Origin of the sequence: Caulifigura coniformis (genome assembly GCF_007745175.1) — a bacterium.
GTDB lineage: Bacteria > Planctomycetota > Planctomycetia > Planctomycetales > Planctomycetaceae > Caulifigura > Caulifigura coniformis.
The window spans coordinates 4,003,591-4,018,698 of record NZ_CP036271.1 but is presented as its reverse complement, the minus strand read 5'-3'; the positions used below and the strand labels follow the sequence as shown (position 1 = coordinate 4,018,698).

Annotated in this window: 12 protein-coding genes; 5 read left to right on the top strand and 7 right to left on the bottom strand. The window is 63.6% G+C overall.

Going from position 1 to position 15,108, the window contains the following annotated elements; translation table 11 throughout:
• Positions 1-79 precede the first annotated feature (79 nt).
• Complete coding sequence (locus Pan44_RS16210; protein ID WP_145031055.1) at positions 80-1,738, bottom strand: ABC transporter permease; 1,659 nt, start codon at positions 1,736-1,738, stop codon at positions 80-82.
• Between the two features lie 147 nt (positions 1,739-1,885).
• Here Pan44_RS16210 and coaE point away from each other — a divergent pair, with 147 nt between their 5' ends.
• From coaE to Pan44_RS16185, 5 genes are all read left to right on the top strand, one after another.
• Positions 1,886-2,506: a dephospho-CoA kinase gene (gene coaE / locus Pan44_RS16205; protein WP_197453378.1), complete on the top strand. Its 621-nt coding sequence runs from the start codon at positions 1,886-1,888 to the stop codon at positions 2,504-2,506.
• A gap of 111 nt (positions 2,507-2,617) precedes the next feature.
• A complete protein-coding gene (rho, locus tag Pan44_RS16200) occupies positions 2,618-4,090 on the top strand; it encodes a transcription termination factor Rho (protein ID WP_390620537.1) in 1,473 nt (490 codons plus the stop codon).
• 30 nt (positions 4,091-4,120) lie between these two features.
• On the top strand, positions 4,121-5,206 hold the full coding sequence (thiO, locus tag Pan44_RS16195) for a glycine oxidase ThiO (RefSeq protein ID WP_145031053.1): 1,086 nt from the start codon (positions 4,121-4,123) through the stop codon (positions 5,204-5,206).
• 108 nt (positions 5,207-5,314) lie between these two features.
• Positions 5,315-6,196, top strand: a complete 882-nt coding sequence (locus Pan44_RS16190; RefSeq protein ID WP_145031052.1) for a tetratricopeptide repeat protein — start codon at positions 5,315-5,317, stop codon at positions 6,194-6,196.
• 64 nt (positions 6,197-6,260) lie between these two features.
• On the top strand, positions 6,261-6,953 hold the full coding sequence (locus tag Pan44_RS16185; protein WP_145031051.1) for a DUF6928 family protein: 693 nt from the start codon (positions 6,261-6,263) through the stop codon (positions 6,951-6,953).
• Between the two features lie 87 nt (positions 6,954-7,040).
• Here Pan44_RS16185 and Pan44_RS16180 read toward each other — a convergent pair whose 3' ends face one another.
• The 6 genes from Pan44_RS16180 to Pan44_RS16155 all read right to left on the bottom strand — a co-directional run bounded on the left by Pan44_RS16180 (position 7,041) and on the right by Pan44_RS16155 (position 15,010).
• Positions 7,041-8,039 carry a hypothetical protein gene (locus Pan44_RS16180; protein ID WP_145031050.1) on the bottom strand — a complete coding sequence of 333 codons (999 nt, stop codon included), beginning with the start codon at positions 8,037-8,039 and terminating at the stop codon, positions 7,041-7,043.
• 271 nt (positions 8,040-8,310) lie between these two features.
• A complete protein-coding gene (locus tag Pan44_RS16175; protein ID WP_145031049.1) occupies positions 8,311-9,381 on the bottom strand; it encodes an AAA family ATPase in 1,071 nt (356 codons plus the stop codon).
• Between the two features lie 176 nt (positions 9,382-9,557).
• On the bottom strand, positions 9,558-10,019 hold the full coding sequence (locus Pan44_RS16170) for a hypothetical protein (RefSeq protein ID WP_145031048.1): 462 nt from the start codon (positions 10,017-10,019) through the stop codon (positions 9,558-9,560).
• Positions 10,020-10,381: 362 nt separating this feature from the next.
• Positions 10,382-13,102: a pyruvate dehydrogenase (acetyl-transferring), homodimeric type gene (gene aceE, locus Pan44_RS16165; RefSeq protein WP_145031047.1), complete on the bottom strand. Its 2,721-nt coding sequence runs from the start codon at positions 13,100-13,102 to the stop codon at positions 10,382-10,384.
• Between the two features lie 175 nt (positions 13,103-13,277).
• Complete coding sequence (locus tag Pan44_RS16160) at positions 13,278-13,538, bottom strand: hypothetical protein (protein WP_145031046.1); 261 nt, start codon at positions 13,536-13,538, stop codon at positions 13,278-13,280.
• Positions 13,539-13,627: 89 nt separating this feature from the next.
• Entirely contained in the window at positions 13,628-15,010 is a 1,383-nt protein-coding gene (locus Pan44_RS16155; protein ID WP_145031045.1) for an amidase, read from the bottom strand.
• Between the last annotated feature and the right edge of the window lie 98 nt (positions 15,011-15,108).

Here is a 15,108-nt window from a genome sequence, read left to right as displayed (position 1 = left end):
CGGTTCGCCTGAAAGGAATGTGGTCAGGAGTGAACTGTCGAAGTCAGGCGAGCGGGGGGCGTCAGCCCCCTGATGCCTCTTACTCAAAACGCAGGGCGCGGACCGGATGCAGCGACGACGCGCGACGCGCCGGCAACACGCTCGCCAGCACCGCGATCACCACGGCCCCCAGCGCCACCCAGGCCACCATGCCGGGCTGCACGACGGTCGGGATCTCGTGGAAGTAGTAAATGTTTTCGTCGAACACCTTGCGTCCCAGGATCCACGAGATGACATGCTCGATCTCGTTGATGTAGTGGACGAACAGCAGGCCGATTCCCACCCCGACGCCACTTCCTACGATTCCGAGCGCCAGTCCGTATCCCAGGAAGATCGACATCACGCCCCGCGAGCTTGCGCCGAGCGCCTTCAGGATCCCGATGTCGCGCGTTTTCTCGACCACGATCATGTAGAAGATCGCGAGAATGCCGAACCCGGCCACCGTAATGATCAGAAACAGCAGCACGTTCAGGATCGCCGACTCCACTTCAACGGCTTCCAGCAGCGGCCCCTGCTTCTGCTCCCACGTTTTCACCTGGAACCGATGGAATTCGAGGTCGCGGCACCTCCGGAGAAGGTCCACGACGGTTCCCGCAGTCCGCGGGTCCTTCAGCTTGATCTGCAGCGTCGTGAACTTCCCGTTCCGCCAGTCGAGGTTCTCGTTGCTCTGCCAGCCGTTCATCGCGGCCATCCATTTTTCAATCTGCGGCTGAGTCGCACCCGCGCCTGGCTTTTCCGGCGGCGACATCATCCCGCGGAACTTCTGGAGATGCTCCAGGCTGCAGAACACGAGCGTCGAGTCGTATTCGCTCATCCCGCTTTTGAAGAGGTCGACCACCGTTGCCTTGAAGCTGACCGGCTCAGGCTTGCCCTGCTTGACGGTGGTAATGCTCACGTCCTCACCTGGCAGGACGACGAACTTCTGGACCGGCTTGCCGTCTTCGCCCGTCTCGAGGAACGAAAACAGGCCTTCCCCGACAAACAGCCGGGCCGGCTGCGGGGCCGTGGAATCGGGCGACGTCCCCGACGACTCCCCGAACGGATCGACCATCCCGTCCACGGGGCCAAACGGTGAAACATCGGCCGGCTCGACGGCCGTCGACGAATTCGAATCGGCCGAGGCCATCACGACGTTCGGCGCGGCCAGCTCCCCTTCCATCGCAGCCATTTCCTGGCGGTTGCGCTCGTAGGGAGCCCAGTTTTCCCGATACTTCCGTGCCGGCTCCGACAGTGACCAGTCCAGCGGCTCATCGACCGGGCGTTCCGGGCCGACCAGAGTCTCTCCTTCATGCCGTGTCTGGCGGCTGCGGAGGTATTCCTTCAGCGGACTGACGAGATCCTTCCCGTGCGGATCAATTCCGATCAGCGTGACCGGCCGGTTGAAAGGCATCCCCATGAAATGAAAGGTCATCATGCCGTACACCTCGACGGTCGGCGTGATCGCCTCGATGTACTGCCCTGCGGCGTCTTCGATCGCCCGGATGTAGTGTTCGGGATGATCTTCGCCGTCGGCGCTCTGCGTCTCGATCATCACGTCCGCGAGAATACCGTGAATCCGCTCACGCATCTGCATGCTGAAGCCCGTCATCACGCTGTTCACCACGATCATCGTGGCGACGCCAAGCATCACACTGACAATGCTGGCGAGCGCAATGAACCGTGTGCGAAGATACCGGCTCGAAAGCAGCAGTTTGTACATCGTGCCGATCCGTGGCAGTTGCAGAGACGGGAATCCTGTCCGTTCGGCAATTGTTGCAGGATGACAAAACCGAGTCCAGAAGAGTCCAGCCACCTCCCAGACTCCGCCATTTTCCTCCCTCCGCCACTGGCCACTGCACACCAAACTATGATTATCGTCGGCGTCGTTGGGGGAATCGGATCCGGAAAATCAGCGGTCTGCCGCTGGGTGGCCGAGCGCGACCCGTCGATCCGCGTCATCGATGCCGACCGCGACGGCCATCGAGCACTCGCCCTGCCGGACGTCCGCGACCAGCTCCAGGCTGAATTCGGCCCCGACATCCTCGGCCCTGATGGCCTGGTGAGCCGCCCTGCCCTGGCCGCCCGGGTCTTCGGGCCATCTGCCGAACAGCAGGCCGCCCGCCTGCGTCTCGAACAGATCGTTCACCCCGCCATCGAACGCCTCCGCGAGCAGCAGCTGGCCGAATTCGACGACGGGGAAACAATTACGGCTGTTCTGCTGGATGCCCCCCTCCTCCTGGAAGCCGGCTGGAAGCATCGTTGCGACGCCGTCGTCTTCATCGAAGTCCCTCGCGAGATCCGCCTCCAGCGGGTCCACGCCCGTGGCTGGAACAGTGAGGAGCTGAGCCGAAGGGAGGCCAGTCAGTGGCCCATCGAACGCAAGCGGGCTGAGGCCGATTTCATCGTCGACAACGGCCGGACCCTCGACAACTCAGGGAGTCAGATGTACGAATATATCCAGCGCCTGGTCGCCTCGGCCGCGAAATAGGAGTTCGCAACCGATCATCACATCCCCCCGGCGACATCTGGTTGCCGGTTCGACACATCCTCCCTCCGCGTCCTGCACCTCCCCCCTTGCGCGTTCGCGCAGACTGTTGCCATGGCACGTCCCATCAAGCCCGCGTCGCCGCGCCCTCTCCGGAGCGATGGTGGATTCGATCCATCCGATCCGCCCATCAAACGCACGTCCACAGGCGCAGCGTCAGCCGGCGCCGTCGACGGACGTCCTGCGAATGCTGACGAGGACGAAGAGGAATACCCCGAGTTCCTCGCCCAGGCCGATCTGAAATACGAAGAAGTCAAAAAGGGCGACATCCACATCGCGGCCCTTCAGCGGCTGACGATGAAGGAGCTTCTCGACCTCGCCCAGCGTGAGAACATCTCCGAATACGCCGGGCTGAAGAAACAGGACCTCATCTTCCGCATCCTGAAAGAGCGGACGAAGATGCACGGTCTGATGTTCGGCGAGGGCACGCTCGAAATCCTCCCGGACGGCTTCGGCTTCCTCAGAAGCCCCGATTACCACTACCTCCCCTGCCCCGACGACATCTACGTCTCCCCCAGCCAGATCCGGCGCTTCGGCCTGAAGAACGGAGCCACCGTTGCCGGCGCGATCCGGCCTCCCAAGGAGAACGAACGCTATTTCGCGCTCCTCCGCGTCGAAGCGATCAACGGCCACGACCCGAACGTCCAGTCGACGCGCGTCCCGTTCGACGACCTCACCCCGCTCCATCCGCAGAAGCGGCTGAAGCTCGCGACGACGCCGGATGAACTCAGCACGCGCGTCATGGACCTCGTCACGCCCATTGGCATGGGCCAGCGCGGACTGATCGTCTCTCCCCCCCGCGCCGGCAAAACGGTCCTCCTGCAGCGGCTGGCGAAAGCCGTGCTGGAAAATCATCCCGACGCCTACGTCATCGTGCTGCTGATCGATGAGCGGCCCGAAGAAGTGACCGACATGGAGCGTCAGGTCAAAGGGCCCAACTGCGAAGTCATCTCCAGCACGTTCGATGAACCGCCCAGCCGGCACATCCAGGTGGCCGAAATGGTCATCGAGAAGGCCAAGCGGATGGTGGAGTTCGGCGTCGATGTCGTGATTTTCCTCGACTCGATCACCCGTCTCGCCCGCGCCTGGAACACCGAAGTCCCCCACTCCGGAAAAATCCTCTCCGGCGGCGTCGACGCCAATGCCCTGCAGCATCCCAAGCGCTTCTTCGGCGCCGCGCGCTGCGTCGAAGAGGGAGGCAGCCTCACGATCATCGCGACGGCCCTCATCGACACCGGCTCGAAGATGGACGAGGTGATTTTCGAAGAGTTCAAAGGGACCGGAAACACCGAGCTTCACCTCGACCGCCGCATGGTCGAAAAACGCATCTGGCCCGCCATCGACGTCAATCGCTCCGGCACGCGCCGCGAAGAGCTGCTCATGAGCGAGGAAGAGCTCAAGCGGGTCTGGATCCTCCGCCGCGTGCTCAACGACATGAACCCCGTCGAAGCCATGGAACTGCTCGTCAACCGCATGAAGCGCACCAAGACGAACGACGAGTTCCTCCTCAGCATGAACCTCACCTGATCCCTGATCCTGCACGAATCCTGAATCCTGATGTCAGATGTGGTGATTATCGGCGGCGGCGTGATGGGGCTGACCACCGCCTGGGAACTCGCGAAGGCAGGAAGAACGGTCGAAGTCATCGATCAGTCGGAACTGGGCCAGGAAGCCTCATGGGCAGGCGCCGGCTTGCTTCCTCCCGGGCATCGCGGCGATCCGAACGACCCGCTGGTCCCCCTGCTTCGCCGCGCCACCGAGATGTGGCCTGTCATCTCCCGTGAACTGAAAGAGGAATCGGGCGTCGACAACGGCTTCGAGCCCTGCCCCGAAATCCAGATCCTGAAGCCCGGCCAGTCGGTCGACGCTGAAATGCGGGAGTGGATCGTCAACGGCGTCAAAGCCGAGGCCCTGTCGGAACAGCGCATTCGTGAGTTGGAGCCGATGGTCGCCGAAGGCCTCGGCGCAGGGTTCCTCCTTCCGGATGGCACCCAGGTCCGCAATCCGTGGCACATGCATGCGCTCGAAGCCGCCTGCCGGAAACGTGGCGTGCGCCTCACGACGAACCGGAAGGTGACCGGCTTCGAAGCCCGCGGCGGGCGAGTCCACTCGGTCACCACCGCGGCCGGTCCGGTTTCGGGCGACCAGTTTCTCGTCGCCGGCGGCGCCTGGAGCGGCGAGATCCTGAAGAGCGTTGGGATTCCTCTCGAAATCGAGCCCGTCCGCGGTCAGATGGTGCTGTTCCGCACGCCGAAGCGGCAGTTGCGCCACACCGTCGAAATCGGCAAGCAATATGTCGTCCCCAGAAGCGACGGCCGCGTGCTGGCCGGCTCCACGGAGGAGTGGGTCGGCTTCGTGAAGGAAAACACCGAGCAGGGCGTTCGCGGCCTGATCGAGTTCGCCCACCGCCTCGTCCCGTCTCTCAAGCAGGCCGAAGTGGAAAAAACCTGGGCCGGCTTCCGTCCGCATGCCCGCCGCGGACAACCCTACCTCGGCGCGGCGCCGGGCTACGACAACCTGTTCATCGCCGCCGGCCACTTCCGGGCCGGGCTCCACCTCTCGCCGGTGACCGCCCGCCTGATGAAACAGCGGATGACCGGCGAATCGACCGAACTCCCGCTCGACGCGTTCGCCATCGGTTGACGATGGATTCGGCTCGCGGCAGCGGGCATGATGGCGTGATGTCGGTCCGGGGCCATTGACGACCGCGGACCTGGGCGTGGTTCTTCGTCCGCATTCGCCAGGGCCGCCGTGCTGATTCCACCTCTGCAGAACGTCCAGACTCCGCAGCGCTATTCCCTCGTCCCCAGGCCGACGCCCCCCGCCCCGCCGCTGGTCGACCTGCTCGGACGCCGCAAAGGGCTCGTCCCATTTCTGCTCGGACTGGTGGGACTGAAATCGACCGCGCGGCTTCTCGTCACGCACGAGGAAGTCAACTGCGAGACGACGACCTTCACCGGTAGCTCGGTCGAGCTCATCCCGATCGCCCGGGTGGCGGACATCCACGTCGCCGAGTATCGCCCGCTGCCCAAGGCCGTCCTCGGGGCCTTCTTCCTGTTCTTTGGAGCGTCGAACTACTTCGCGGCCGACCTGGCTCCGCTGCAGATCATCGGGCTGCTGATCTGCGTACTCGGCGTGGCGCTGATCGTCACCTACTTCCTCAAGCGCCGGCTGCTGATCGCCATCTTCTCGCAAAGCGGTCTTCCGATTGCCGTCGTTCTCGAATCGGGCCGGATCAAGAACCGACTGTTCGGGTTTGCGGACCTCGTCAACATCCAGCGGACAATCCGGATGCTGGCCGAAGCCGGGGGATCGGGCGTCCCCGCGCCGATCTCCCACGAAAACTCGACGCCCGGTTTTGCAGCGGACGATGTCGGGGAAGACGACGACGCCGTCGAGGAGGAACCCGATGTCGGCTGGCAGCCGCCGGTGGCGGAGGCAGCCCCGCGGACCTCGCCGGTGGAGGCCGAGCAGACGGCGCGGCGCCTGCTGGACGACGCCCGCCGCCGCGCGAAGGCGGGGGACCGCGACGGCGCGGTCAAAGTGCTCCGCGAACTCGTCGAGGCCTATCCCGACACCACGCCGGCCGAACAGGCGCGGAACAATCTCGCCAAAATCGGAATCCGGATGTAGCGGATCGCTGACGTCTGGACGCGTTATCCATCGACGAGTGCGAAAATCATTCCGAGGTTACCTCATGGGCTGGAAGTGCTTCGCGGTCTTTGCAACCGACGTACCGGCGTATTTCTCGTCGCTGCCTCCTCACGACCCGGAAGCAGCCGACCGTCTGCGGGAGAAACTTGGTCTTTCAGACCACGAGCGAGTGGGGCGGTCGATTTTCGATGAGGCCATGTATCCCGATTCCGGGACGCTGTTTCTTGGCGCCTACCCTCACGGCGCGATCCTCTGCGACGTCGATCGCTCGGCCGATTTCTTCGACGACGTTTCGTACCGCATCATTGGAAAGTCGGCAGGTCGCGTCGCCGGGACCGATTTCCGGTCGCGTTTCCTGCAGATTTACCCGAATGGAGAAGTCTTGGCAGTCGTTCTGAGCAGCGTGGTGAACCTGTGGGGTTACGCCGTCTATTCCCGCGGAAAGCTGATCCGCGTCGCCGCTGGAACCGCCGATGATCCACTGTTTGCGAACGAAGGCGAACCACTGCCGGAGGAAGCAGGCGTCCTGCGCGAATGTCCAATGGCGCAGGTCGATCGGGAATGTCGCGGCGAGGACCTTGTGTTTGACGTGATGGCCGGGCGGATGCTGGGACGACGCGTCGATGATCCCGATTACGACGAAATCATGCTGGAACTCTCCGAGTACAGGAAGAGAGACGGAGGAGTGCTTAGCAGAATCAAGTCGTGGTGGGATGCTGCTTCTGGCGGGCCATGATGGCAGCAATGGCGAAATGCTGGGATTGCCATGTTCCAAGTATCTGCCTCCGCTTGGGAGCACGCACCGCCCCGAAACTCCCTTTCATCAACGCGACTTCTGAATCGGCCCGATGTAGTCCGTCGCCACCACCACATCATCAAACCACACCCTGATCCGGTGCCCTGCCGGCTTCTGGGTGTAGGCGTACAGCCACACGAAGTTCACGTTCAGCCGCGGATCGGTCCGCCACTCGAAGCCTTCGAAGGGAGCCCCCTCGGCCGGGACGTCGAACGTCTCCCGGTCCCCCTTCTCTTTGCTCCAGCGGACGCCCTGTCCCCCCTTCCCCGGCGTGAACTTGTCGAAGATCCAGACGCCCTTCGGCTCGCCCGGCTTCAGGTGACTGACGAGTTTTCCGTCGATCCACAGCGCCTGCTCGCCGTTCGACTGGCCGACGTCGTTCATCCGGATCATCTGCTCGATGCAGATCCACTTCCCCTTCTCGACCTTCAGCGACGGGTCGCGGATGAACGTGTTCCCCCACGTCTGGCCGCGGGGCGGGCTCCCGCGCATCGCATGCCAGTACGTGTAGTAGTCCCACGTCCAGCTCGATCCAAACGGTTCGATCCCCGACCAGAACGACTTGCCCCCTTCCGTCGGCTGCCCTGCCTTCACGCTCGGCCAGGCCGTCGCCGGGTTGTTCCCTCCCAGGCAGGTCCCGAAGTGATGGATCTCGCCGCAGTCCTCGGCGAACTTCACGTAGTAGCGGGCGTGGACCTTGTCGAAACCGAATCCGCCGGCCGGGTTCTTCAGCCGCGTGTACAGCCCGGGCGATGACGACGAATTCCGATCGATGACGAGCGACTTCTTCCCGCTGCTGCCGGGGGCGACGTCGTTCGATGCGCGATGGTCTTCCGGAGAGACGACCGTTTCCCAGCGATTGTGAAGATCCGCCAGCGGGGCCTCGAAGTTCTCGACGAGGATGACGGCCGGGTCGCGTTCGATGCCGGCGTCGCCGGGATAGCGGGAGGCAATGCCTTCAGCCGCGACGGCAGGGACGACGGCTGCCAGCGCCAGGCCGAGGACCGCGGTGCGAATGTGGCTCACGTGTGCTGCTCCGGCAGGTTCCGTTGAATCATGGCAGGAGCGGTTTCGAAATGCCTGTCTCCGAAACTCAGGGAGGGCGACCGAGGAGGGCGCGAGTGTGGGTGGTTGCGTACTCCTCGGTCCTGGTTGGCGCGTCTGGTCCAGCAGACATTACGAGCTAGTGCAGAACTTATTCGCCATTTCCACTCCGTTTCGAGCCCTTTGATTTCGAAGCGTGCTCGACGTTTGCACGGCTCACAGAGCCGTGGCACGCACCTTTGGCGGCAGCCTGTTAAATGACGATGGGGAATGCGATGCCCTGGAAGTCGCGAATCCAGTTGTCAGGCATCTGCCAGTACCAGCGGTTTTCAGCGCCGTCATGGACGGAGCGAACTTTGGCGTCCTTTTTGGCCTGTCTCAGCACCCTCCAGGGAATGCGAAGTTCCCTGGCGCGCCGTTTCATTTCGTCGGCGGGAACGCGTTTCTTTTCGAGTTGTTCGATGAGCCATTCCTTCGCGCGGCCGCGCTGATCGTCGATCTCTTCCGTCGAGAAGACGAACTCGTGGAGATCGCCAGAGGCGACCGGAATGATCGCGGGTTCCCATGAGACTCGCCCCTCTTCGATCGTGAACGCACGGGCGGACGCTTCGGACTGGAGCGTCATCTTGGCCGGGAGGAGGAGCCGACGACCGATCACGGAGGGGTCGGTCTTCAGGAACAGGACAATGCGTGCGACGGCCGCGAAGGCGAGCGAACCCAGCGGACGATGGATGGCGATCGAGCCCCCCTGCTTGCGTTGATGCGAGACGAGAATGACGGCGGCCTGTTTTTCGCGAGCGATGGTCGCGAGCCGCTGAAGAAACTGGCGAATCGTGAAGTGATCGTAGGCCGCGGCTCCGCGCAGGTAGGCGGAGATCGGATCGATGATGATCAAACGCAGGTTCTTGAGGGGTTTGACGACGTCCTCAAACCACTGAAATTCCCTGTTCAGCGACAGTGGCTGTGCGCCGTTTCCTCGTGTGCAATACGCCGGGAGAAGCGTGATCCGATGCAGGTCGGCTTCGGCGGCTCGAAGCCGAGGCAGGATCGTGTCGTGCAGATCGTCGTCGGCGGACAACAGCAGCACCTGTCCGGGCTTTTCCATTCCCGGCTCGGGAGGGACGCCGAGGCCGCGCGAGACTCGGGCCGCGAGATCGAGTGCAAAGAACGACTTACCGGAATCGGGGTCGCCAACGAGGAGCGTGACCTTGCCGAGCGGTATTCGTGGATGCCAGAGCCAGGCGATCTCCCGTTCCGCGCAGCGATCGAGCCGGAGTGGCTGCGGAAGATGCTCTCGATCAGGCGGCTGTGATGCTTTGGGCATGCGGTTCTCCGGCCTGAGTTGTGGTACGTGCTCCTCTACCTGAGGGTGGGTGGTTGCGCGGAAAGTCGTAAGAAGCCCTGATGTCTGATGTTACGGTGAGGGCTACCAGATCCGCGGTGCGGGAGCCGGATCGTGGTCCCGTTTGAAACACGATTGCCACACAACGTTCTCAGCGGTCATTCGGCGACCCGAGTCAGGGTCATGACGTGCGACTCGTCAAATGGTCCCGGAAAGACCTGCCGCAGCCTGATTCGGTCGGCGCCAACTTCGTCGATGACGATTTTCAGGGGAATCGCCCTGTCATTCAGAATCGCCCACCACCGGGCGACGGAGTTGACTACGTGATCGCGTCGCGATTGATCTGGAACGTGGTAGAACCGACGCCCGCTGACAAACCAGCGTTCGTGGGTCGTGTCTTCAAGTGCTCCGCTCTTCCTCCAGATGTCGAGACGACCGTCGTCGTGAAAGGTCCAGCGCACGGAAATCGTCGGCCCAATCGAGAAACTCCACGTCCCCAGGAATCGCTGGTCCACTCCAGGCCAGTACCACGCGGTTGCGAGAGCCACCACAAACAGCAAAACGCCAGCGATGATCCATCGCCAGCGTTTCCGGTTCGGCTTCGCGGTTTCGGCGGTCATCCGGCCAATGATCTTACCTGCTGAACAGGAATGAGAACCACGAATCGGACGGCGCACACGGATGACGACCGTTGAAAGTTTCCGGTTCATCCCGATTCGGCTTCGTCCGTTTGATCTGTGATGCGTTGCGGGATCGCTGGCATCGAATGGACCGGAGGCCAGCGCCGCTCACGCGGCGGGTGAGTTGGGAATGTTTACGACGGCAAGCCGTCGGCTTGGGGGGGTGGCAGATGTCACTCAAACACCGTGCGTCCTCAAACTATGAGCTCGGTGTGTCTCGCGGTTGCGTCGCTCCAAACGCAAAGCACCCCGGCTGCTTGTGAGCAGCCGGGGTGCTTGAGGTGCGAATCGATCGATGCGGGTCAGGCTGTCCGGGGATCGACCTTTTCGGGGTCGATGCCGAGTTCCTTGATGACTTCCGGCAGGCGGGCCTTGTCGAAGGCTCCGTCGTGGGCCAGCGCGTGGAGCGTGGCGTAGACGGTGCATTCGGCATCAATCTCGAAGTGGCGGCGGAGGGTCGGGCGGGTGTCCGACCGGCCGAAGCCATCAGTTCCGAGCACCGTGTACGTCCCCGGGACCCACTCGCGAACCTGATCGGCCCAGGCGCGGATGTTGTCGCTGGCGGAGATGAACGGGCCTTCCGCACCGGCCAGCTGCGTTTCGATGTAGCTCTTCTTCGGAGCTTCGGTCGGATGCAGGCGGTTCCAGCGGGTGGCGGCCATCGCGTCGCGGCTGAGCTCGTTGTAGCTCGTCACCGACCACACGTCCGTCCCGATCCCGTACTTCTCCTTCAGGATCGACTGGGCCTTGATGACTCCGGGGAGGATCGTGCCGCTGCCGAACAGCTGCGGCCGCTTCACCTGCCCCTGAGCCGAATCGGTGCCCTTCAGCTTGTACATCCCGCGGAGGATGCCTTCGTTGACGCCTTCGGGCATCACGGGCTGATCGATCGCTTCGTTGTAGACCGAGAGGTAGAAGAAGATGTTCTCGTTCTCGGCGTACATCCGGCGGAGACCATCCTGGATGATGACCGCCAATTCGTAGGCGTAGGCCGGGTCGTATGCGACGATCGTGGGGACCGTGCTGGCTACGACCTGGCTGTGGCCATCTTCGTGCTGGAGGCCTTCGCCGTTCAGCGTCGTCCGTCCGGACGTCCCGCCGACGAGGAAGCCTTTGCAGCGGGAATCGGCGGCGAGCCAGATGAGGTCGCCGACGCGCTGGAACCCGAACATCGAGTAGTAGATGTAGAACGGGATCATCTGCACGCCAAGGTTGGCGTAGGCCGTTCCCGCGGCGACGAAGGAACCCATCGCGCCGGCTTCGTTGATGCCCTCTTCGAGGACCTGGCCGTCGGTGGCTTCCTTGTAGTACATCAGGCTCGGCGAGCCGTCCGGCAGCAGCTTGTCGACCGGCTCGTAGAGCTGGCCCTTGCTGGAGTAGATGCCGAACGTGCTGAAGAACGACTCCATGCCGAACGTGCGGGCTTCGTCCGGAATGATCGGCACGATGTACTTGCCGATCGCCTTGTTGCGCATCAGGCCCTGGAGGATCGCTCCGTAGGCCTGTGTCGTGGAGGCATGCGTTCCTTCGTTCGGCTTCAGCTGGCGGGCGAAAGCCTTATCGTCAATCGCCGGCACATCAAGCTTCTCGGTCGTCGGCTTGCGCTCGGGCAGATAGCCCCCAAGCTGTTCGCGACGGGCGCGGAGGTAGGCCATTTCCTGGCTGTCTTCGGCCGGCCGGTAGAAGGGGAGCTTGTCGAGATCCGCATCGGAGATCGGAACGCCGAAGCGGTCGCGGAACTTCTTGACGGACGAGTCCTTGTCGAAGGTCTTCGCGTTGTGCGCGATGTTCTTGCCTTCGGCTTCAGCCACTCCGTAGCCCTTGATCGTCTTCACGAGGATGACGGTCGGGGCGCCCTTGTGATTGACGGCCGAGTGATAGGCGGCGAACACCTTCTCAGGGTCGTGGCCGCCGCGGCGGAGGTTCTGGAGCTGCTCGTCGGTCAGGTTGTCGACGATTTCGAGCAGATCGGGATCGGTTCCGAAGAAGTGGTCGCGGATGTAGGCGCCGTCGGAGACGACGTACTTCTGGTACTGGCCGTCGACGACTTCACCCATCCGGCGGACGAGCTTGCCTTCGGGGTCTTTGGCGAGAAGCGAATCCCAGTCTCCGCCCCAGACGACCTTGATGACGTTCCAGCCGGCGCCGCGGAAGGCACCTTCGAGTTCCTGGATGATCTTGCCGTTGCCGCGGACCGGACCATCGAGCCGCTGCAGGTTGCAGTTCACGACCCAGGTGAGGTTGTCGAGCTTTTCGCGGGAGGCGAGCGTGATGGCGCCGAGCGATTCGGGCTCATCGATTTCGCCGTCGCCGAGGAAGGCCCAGACGCGGGACTTCGAGGTATCGAGCAGGCCGCGGTGCTCCATGTAACGGAGGAACCGGGCGTGATAGATCGAGCAGATCGGGCCGAGTCCCATGGAGACCGTCGGGAACTGCCAGAAGTCTTCCATCAGCCAGGGGTGCGGATAGGACGAGAGGCCCGTGCCGCGGGTCGTTTCCTGGCGGAAGTTTTCGAGATGCGATTCGCTCAGCCGACCTTCGAGGAAGGCGCGGGAGTACATGCCGGGTGAAGCATGGCCCTGGAAGTAGACCATGTCGCCGGTGTGATCGGCGGTCTTGGCGTGGAAGAAGTGGTTGAAGCCGATTTCGTACAGCGTCGCTGAGGACGCATAGGTCGAAATGTGACCGCCCACGGCCCCGCCGGCCTTGGTCTTCTTGTTGGCGCGGAGCACCATCGCGAGCGCATTCCAGCGAATGATGCTCTTGATTCGGCGTTCGATCTCGCGGTTGCCGGGATAGCGGGGCTGATCCTCGGTGGCGATGGTGTTGATGTACGGCGTGGTGGCCGAGAACGGCATCATGACGCCGCGCAGGTAGGCGCGTTCGCTGAGATTCACCAGCAGTTGCTGGGTGCGTTCCGGGCCGTAACGGTGGAGGACATCTTCAAGAGACTCAAACCAGTCGTTGAGCTCACTCGGATCGATCCCGTGGAGGGCGCCATCTACCGCATCTTCAACAGACATCAGACATTCTCCTGCGCAATAGCCGAACGGCGACCCGCGAGCGCACTCGCCGCGCGGGCCGTCCTCCGTCGTGCGTCCGGATTCTAGCAGGCCTGACCGATGAGGCTAGGTCGACCCTCGGCGTGAGAATCGGCCGTCCGAAGCAGCGGAAAACCTTGCCGGAGGAGCCCCGCCATTACTCCGAAACCGCTCGACGGGGATCCCATTCCAGCCGAATCGCGAGCAGGAGAAGCATGCCGATGCACTCCCCCGCGGCCAGCCACGCCAATCCGCCCTTCAGGCCGGAAAACGCCCGGCTGCCGACGCCATCGCCGGCGGCGTTGAGGATGGCCGAGAGAAATCCGGAAATGCCCAGTGCGAAGAGGGTCAGCCCGAGCGCCGCGAGAAGAAGCCGCGTCCAGGATGAGGCGGAACGGAGAGGGTGCGAATTGGGCATGCGTCCACCTGAAGTTCGGGTGGCGGAGGTATCCCGGAAAACGACGGGCGGGGTCAACGGGAGTTGCCGCCCGGGTGCGTCCGGACGACCTACGCGAACTCGGGCGGCGATTCCCGATGCCAGCGGGTTCGCTCCTGAACGGCGGCGGCCAGGTTGACGAGCGACTGCTCGCGATGGACGGCGGCGACGAGCTGGAGGCCCGTCGGAAGGTGGTCGGCCCCGAAACCGTTGGGAATCGTGATGGCCGGAGCCCCCGTGAGATTCGAGGCGGCGCTGATCTGCGACAACTCGAACCCCTTCCCCCAGACGGAGAACCGCACGTCAACAGGGCAGCTGACGGTGGGAAGGGTGGGAGTCGCCACGGCGTCGAATCGCTGCAGAAACTCGCCGAACTGGCGGATCATGACGGTGCGGACGCGCATCGCGCGGATGTAATCGACCGCGGGGATCATGAGGTCGGGATAGACCCGCCATTTGTCGTCCGGGTGCGTGAGGTTGGCCACCTGCCCGGAATCGATGAGATCTTCGTGAGCGGCCGCAGCCTCGCAGGCGATCACCATGTCGGCGACGGCGTTGTACGGGAGATCGGGGAGCTCGACCTCCTCGATGTCGGCGAAATCGCGAAGCAGCGTGAGCGAGGCTTCATAGTTGGCTGCGACTTCGGGCTGACATTTATCGGCGGCGTTCCGAAGGACTCCGATTCTGGCGCGGCGGGTTTTGAGGTCGACTCCCGCAGGGATTGGCGGAAGTTCTGGAAGGCGGATGGCCTGGAGGACCTTCGCGGCGTCGCGCGCGGTGCGGGCGAGCGGGCCGACCTTGTCCATTGTCCACGAAAGGACCATGGCGCCGTCGCGGCTGACGGTGTCGTAGGTCGGGCGGAGGCCTGTCACGCCGCAGTTTCCGGCGGGGCTGGTGATGGAGCCCCAGGTTTCGGAGCCGATGGCGAAGGGAACCAGGCCGGCGGCGACAGCGGACCCGCTACCGCTGGAGGAGCCTCCCGACCAGCGATCCGTTTTCCACGGATTTCGCCCGGGACCATTGAACGCGGCCTCGGCCGAGGTGTACCCCATGCCGCCGGCGATCTCGACCATCGACAGCTTGGCGATCAGGACCGCGCCGGCATCACGGAGTTGCTTGAGGACGGTCGCTTCCTGATCAATGGCGCGATCGCGATAGGGGGCCGCGCCCCAGGTGGTGGGATGGCCGGGAAACGCAAGCAGGTCCTTGGCGCCGAACGGGATTCCATGCAGCGGGCCGCGGATTTTTCCGGCGCGTCGGTCGTCGTCGGATTTTTCGGCCGCCGCGAGAGCTTCGTTTTCGAGGAGCGTGGCGAGGGCGTTCAGGCGCGGGCCGTGTGTGCGGCAGCGCTCGAGGAAGAACTTCGCGAGTTCGACGGAGGTCCATTCGCCGGAGGCGAGTCCGCGGGAGAGTTCCTCGGTGTCCGCGAAGGCGGCGGAAGCAGGGACTGGCATCGGGGCGGATCGCAGTTGAGGTTCACGGTGCGCGAGCGGCGCACACGTTATGAACTGCGATGGCGGGAGGCCAGCGGGCCCTGCCGGAGCGGCAGGGC

What these genes read in the sequence shown, in the direction of transcription:
- Pan44_RS16210 (WP_145031055.1), bottom strand. Translation starts at nt 1,738, where the DNA reads ATGTACAAACTGCTGCTTTCGAGCCGGTATCTTCGCACACGGTTCATT.
- coaE (WP_197453378.1), top strand. Translation starts at nt 1,886, where the DNA reads ATGATTATCGTCGGCGTCGTTGGGGGAATCGGATCCGGAAAATCAGCG.
- rho (WP_390620537.1), top strand. Translation starts at nt 2,618, where the DNA reads ATGGCACGTCCCATCAAGCCCGCGTCGCCGCGCCCTCTCCGGAGCGAT.
- thiO (WP_145031053.1), top strand. Translation starts at nt 4,121, where the DNA reads ATGTCAGATGTGGTGATTATCGGCGGCGGCGTGATGGGGCTGACCACC.
- Pan44_RS16185 (WP_145031051.1), top strand. Translation starts at nt 6,261, where the DNA reads ATGGGCTGGAAGTGCTTCGCGGTCTTTGCAACCGACGTACCGGCGTAT.
- Pan44_RS16175 (WP_145031049.1), bottom strand. Translation starts at nt 9,381, where the DNA reads ATGCCCAAAGCATCACAGCCGCCTGATCGAGAGCATCTTCCGCAGCCA.
- Pan44_RS16170 (WP_145031048.1), bottom strand. Translation starts at nt 10,019, where the DNA reads ATGACCGCCGAAACCGCGAAGCCGAACCGGAAACGCTGGCGATGGATC.
- aceE (WP_145031047.1), bottom strand. Translation starts at nt 13,102, where the DNA reads ATGTCTGTTGAAGATGCGGTAGATGGCGCCCTCCACGGGATCGATCCG.
- Pan44_RS16160 (WP_145031046.1), bottom strand. Translation starts at nt 13,538, where the DNA reads ATGCCCAATTCGCACCCTCTCCGTTCCGCCTCATCCTGGACGCGGCTT.
- Pan44_RS16155 (WP_145031045.1), bottom strand. Translation starts at nt 15,010, where the DNA reads ATGCCAGTCCCTGCTTCCGCCGCCTTCGCGGACACCGAGGAACTCTCC.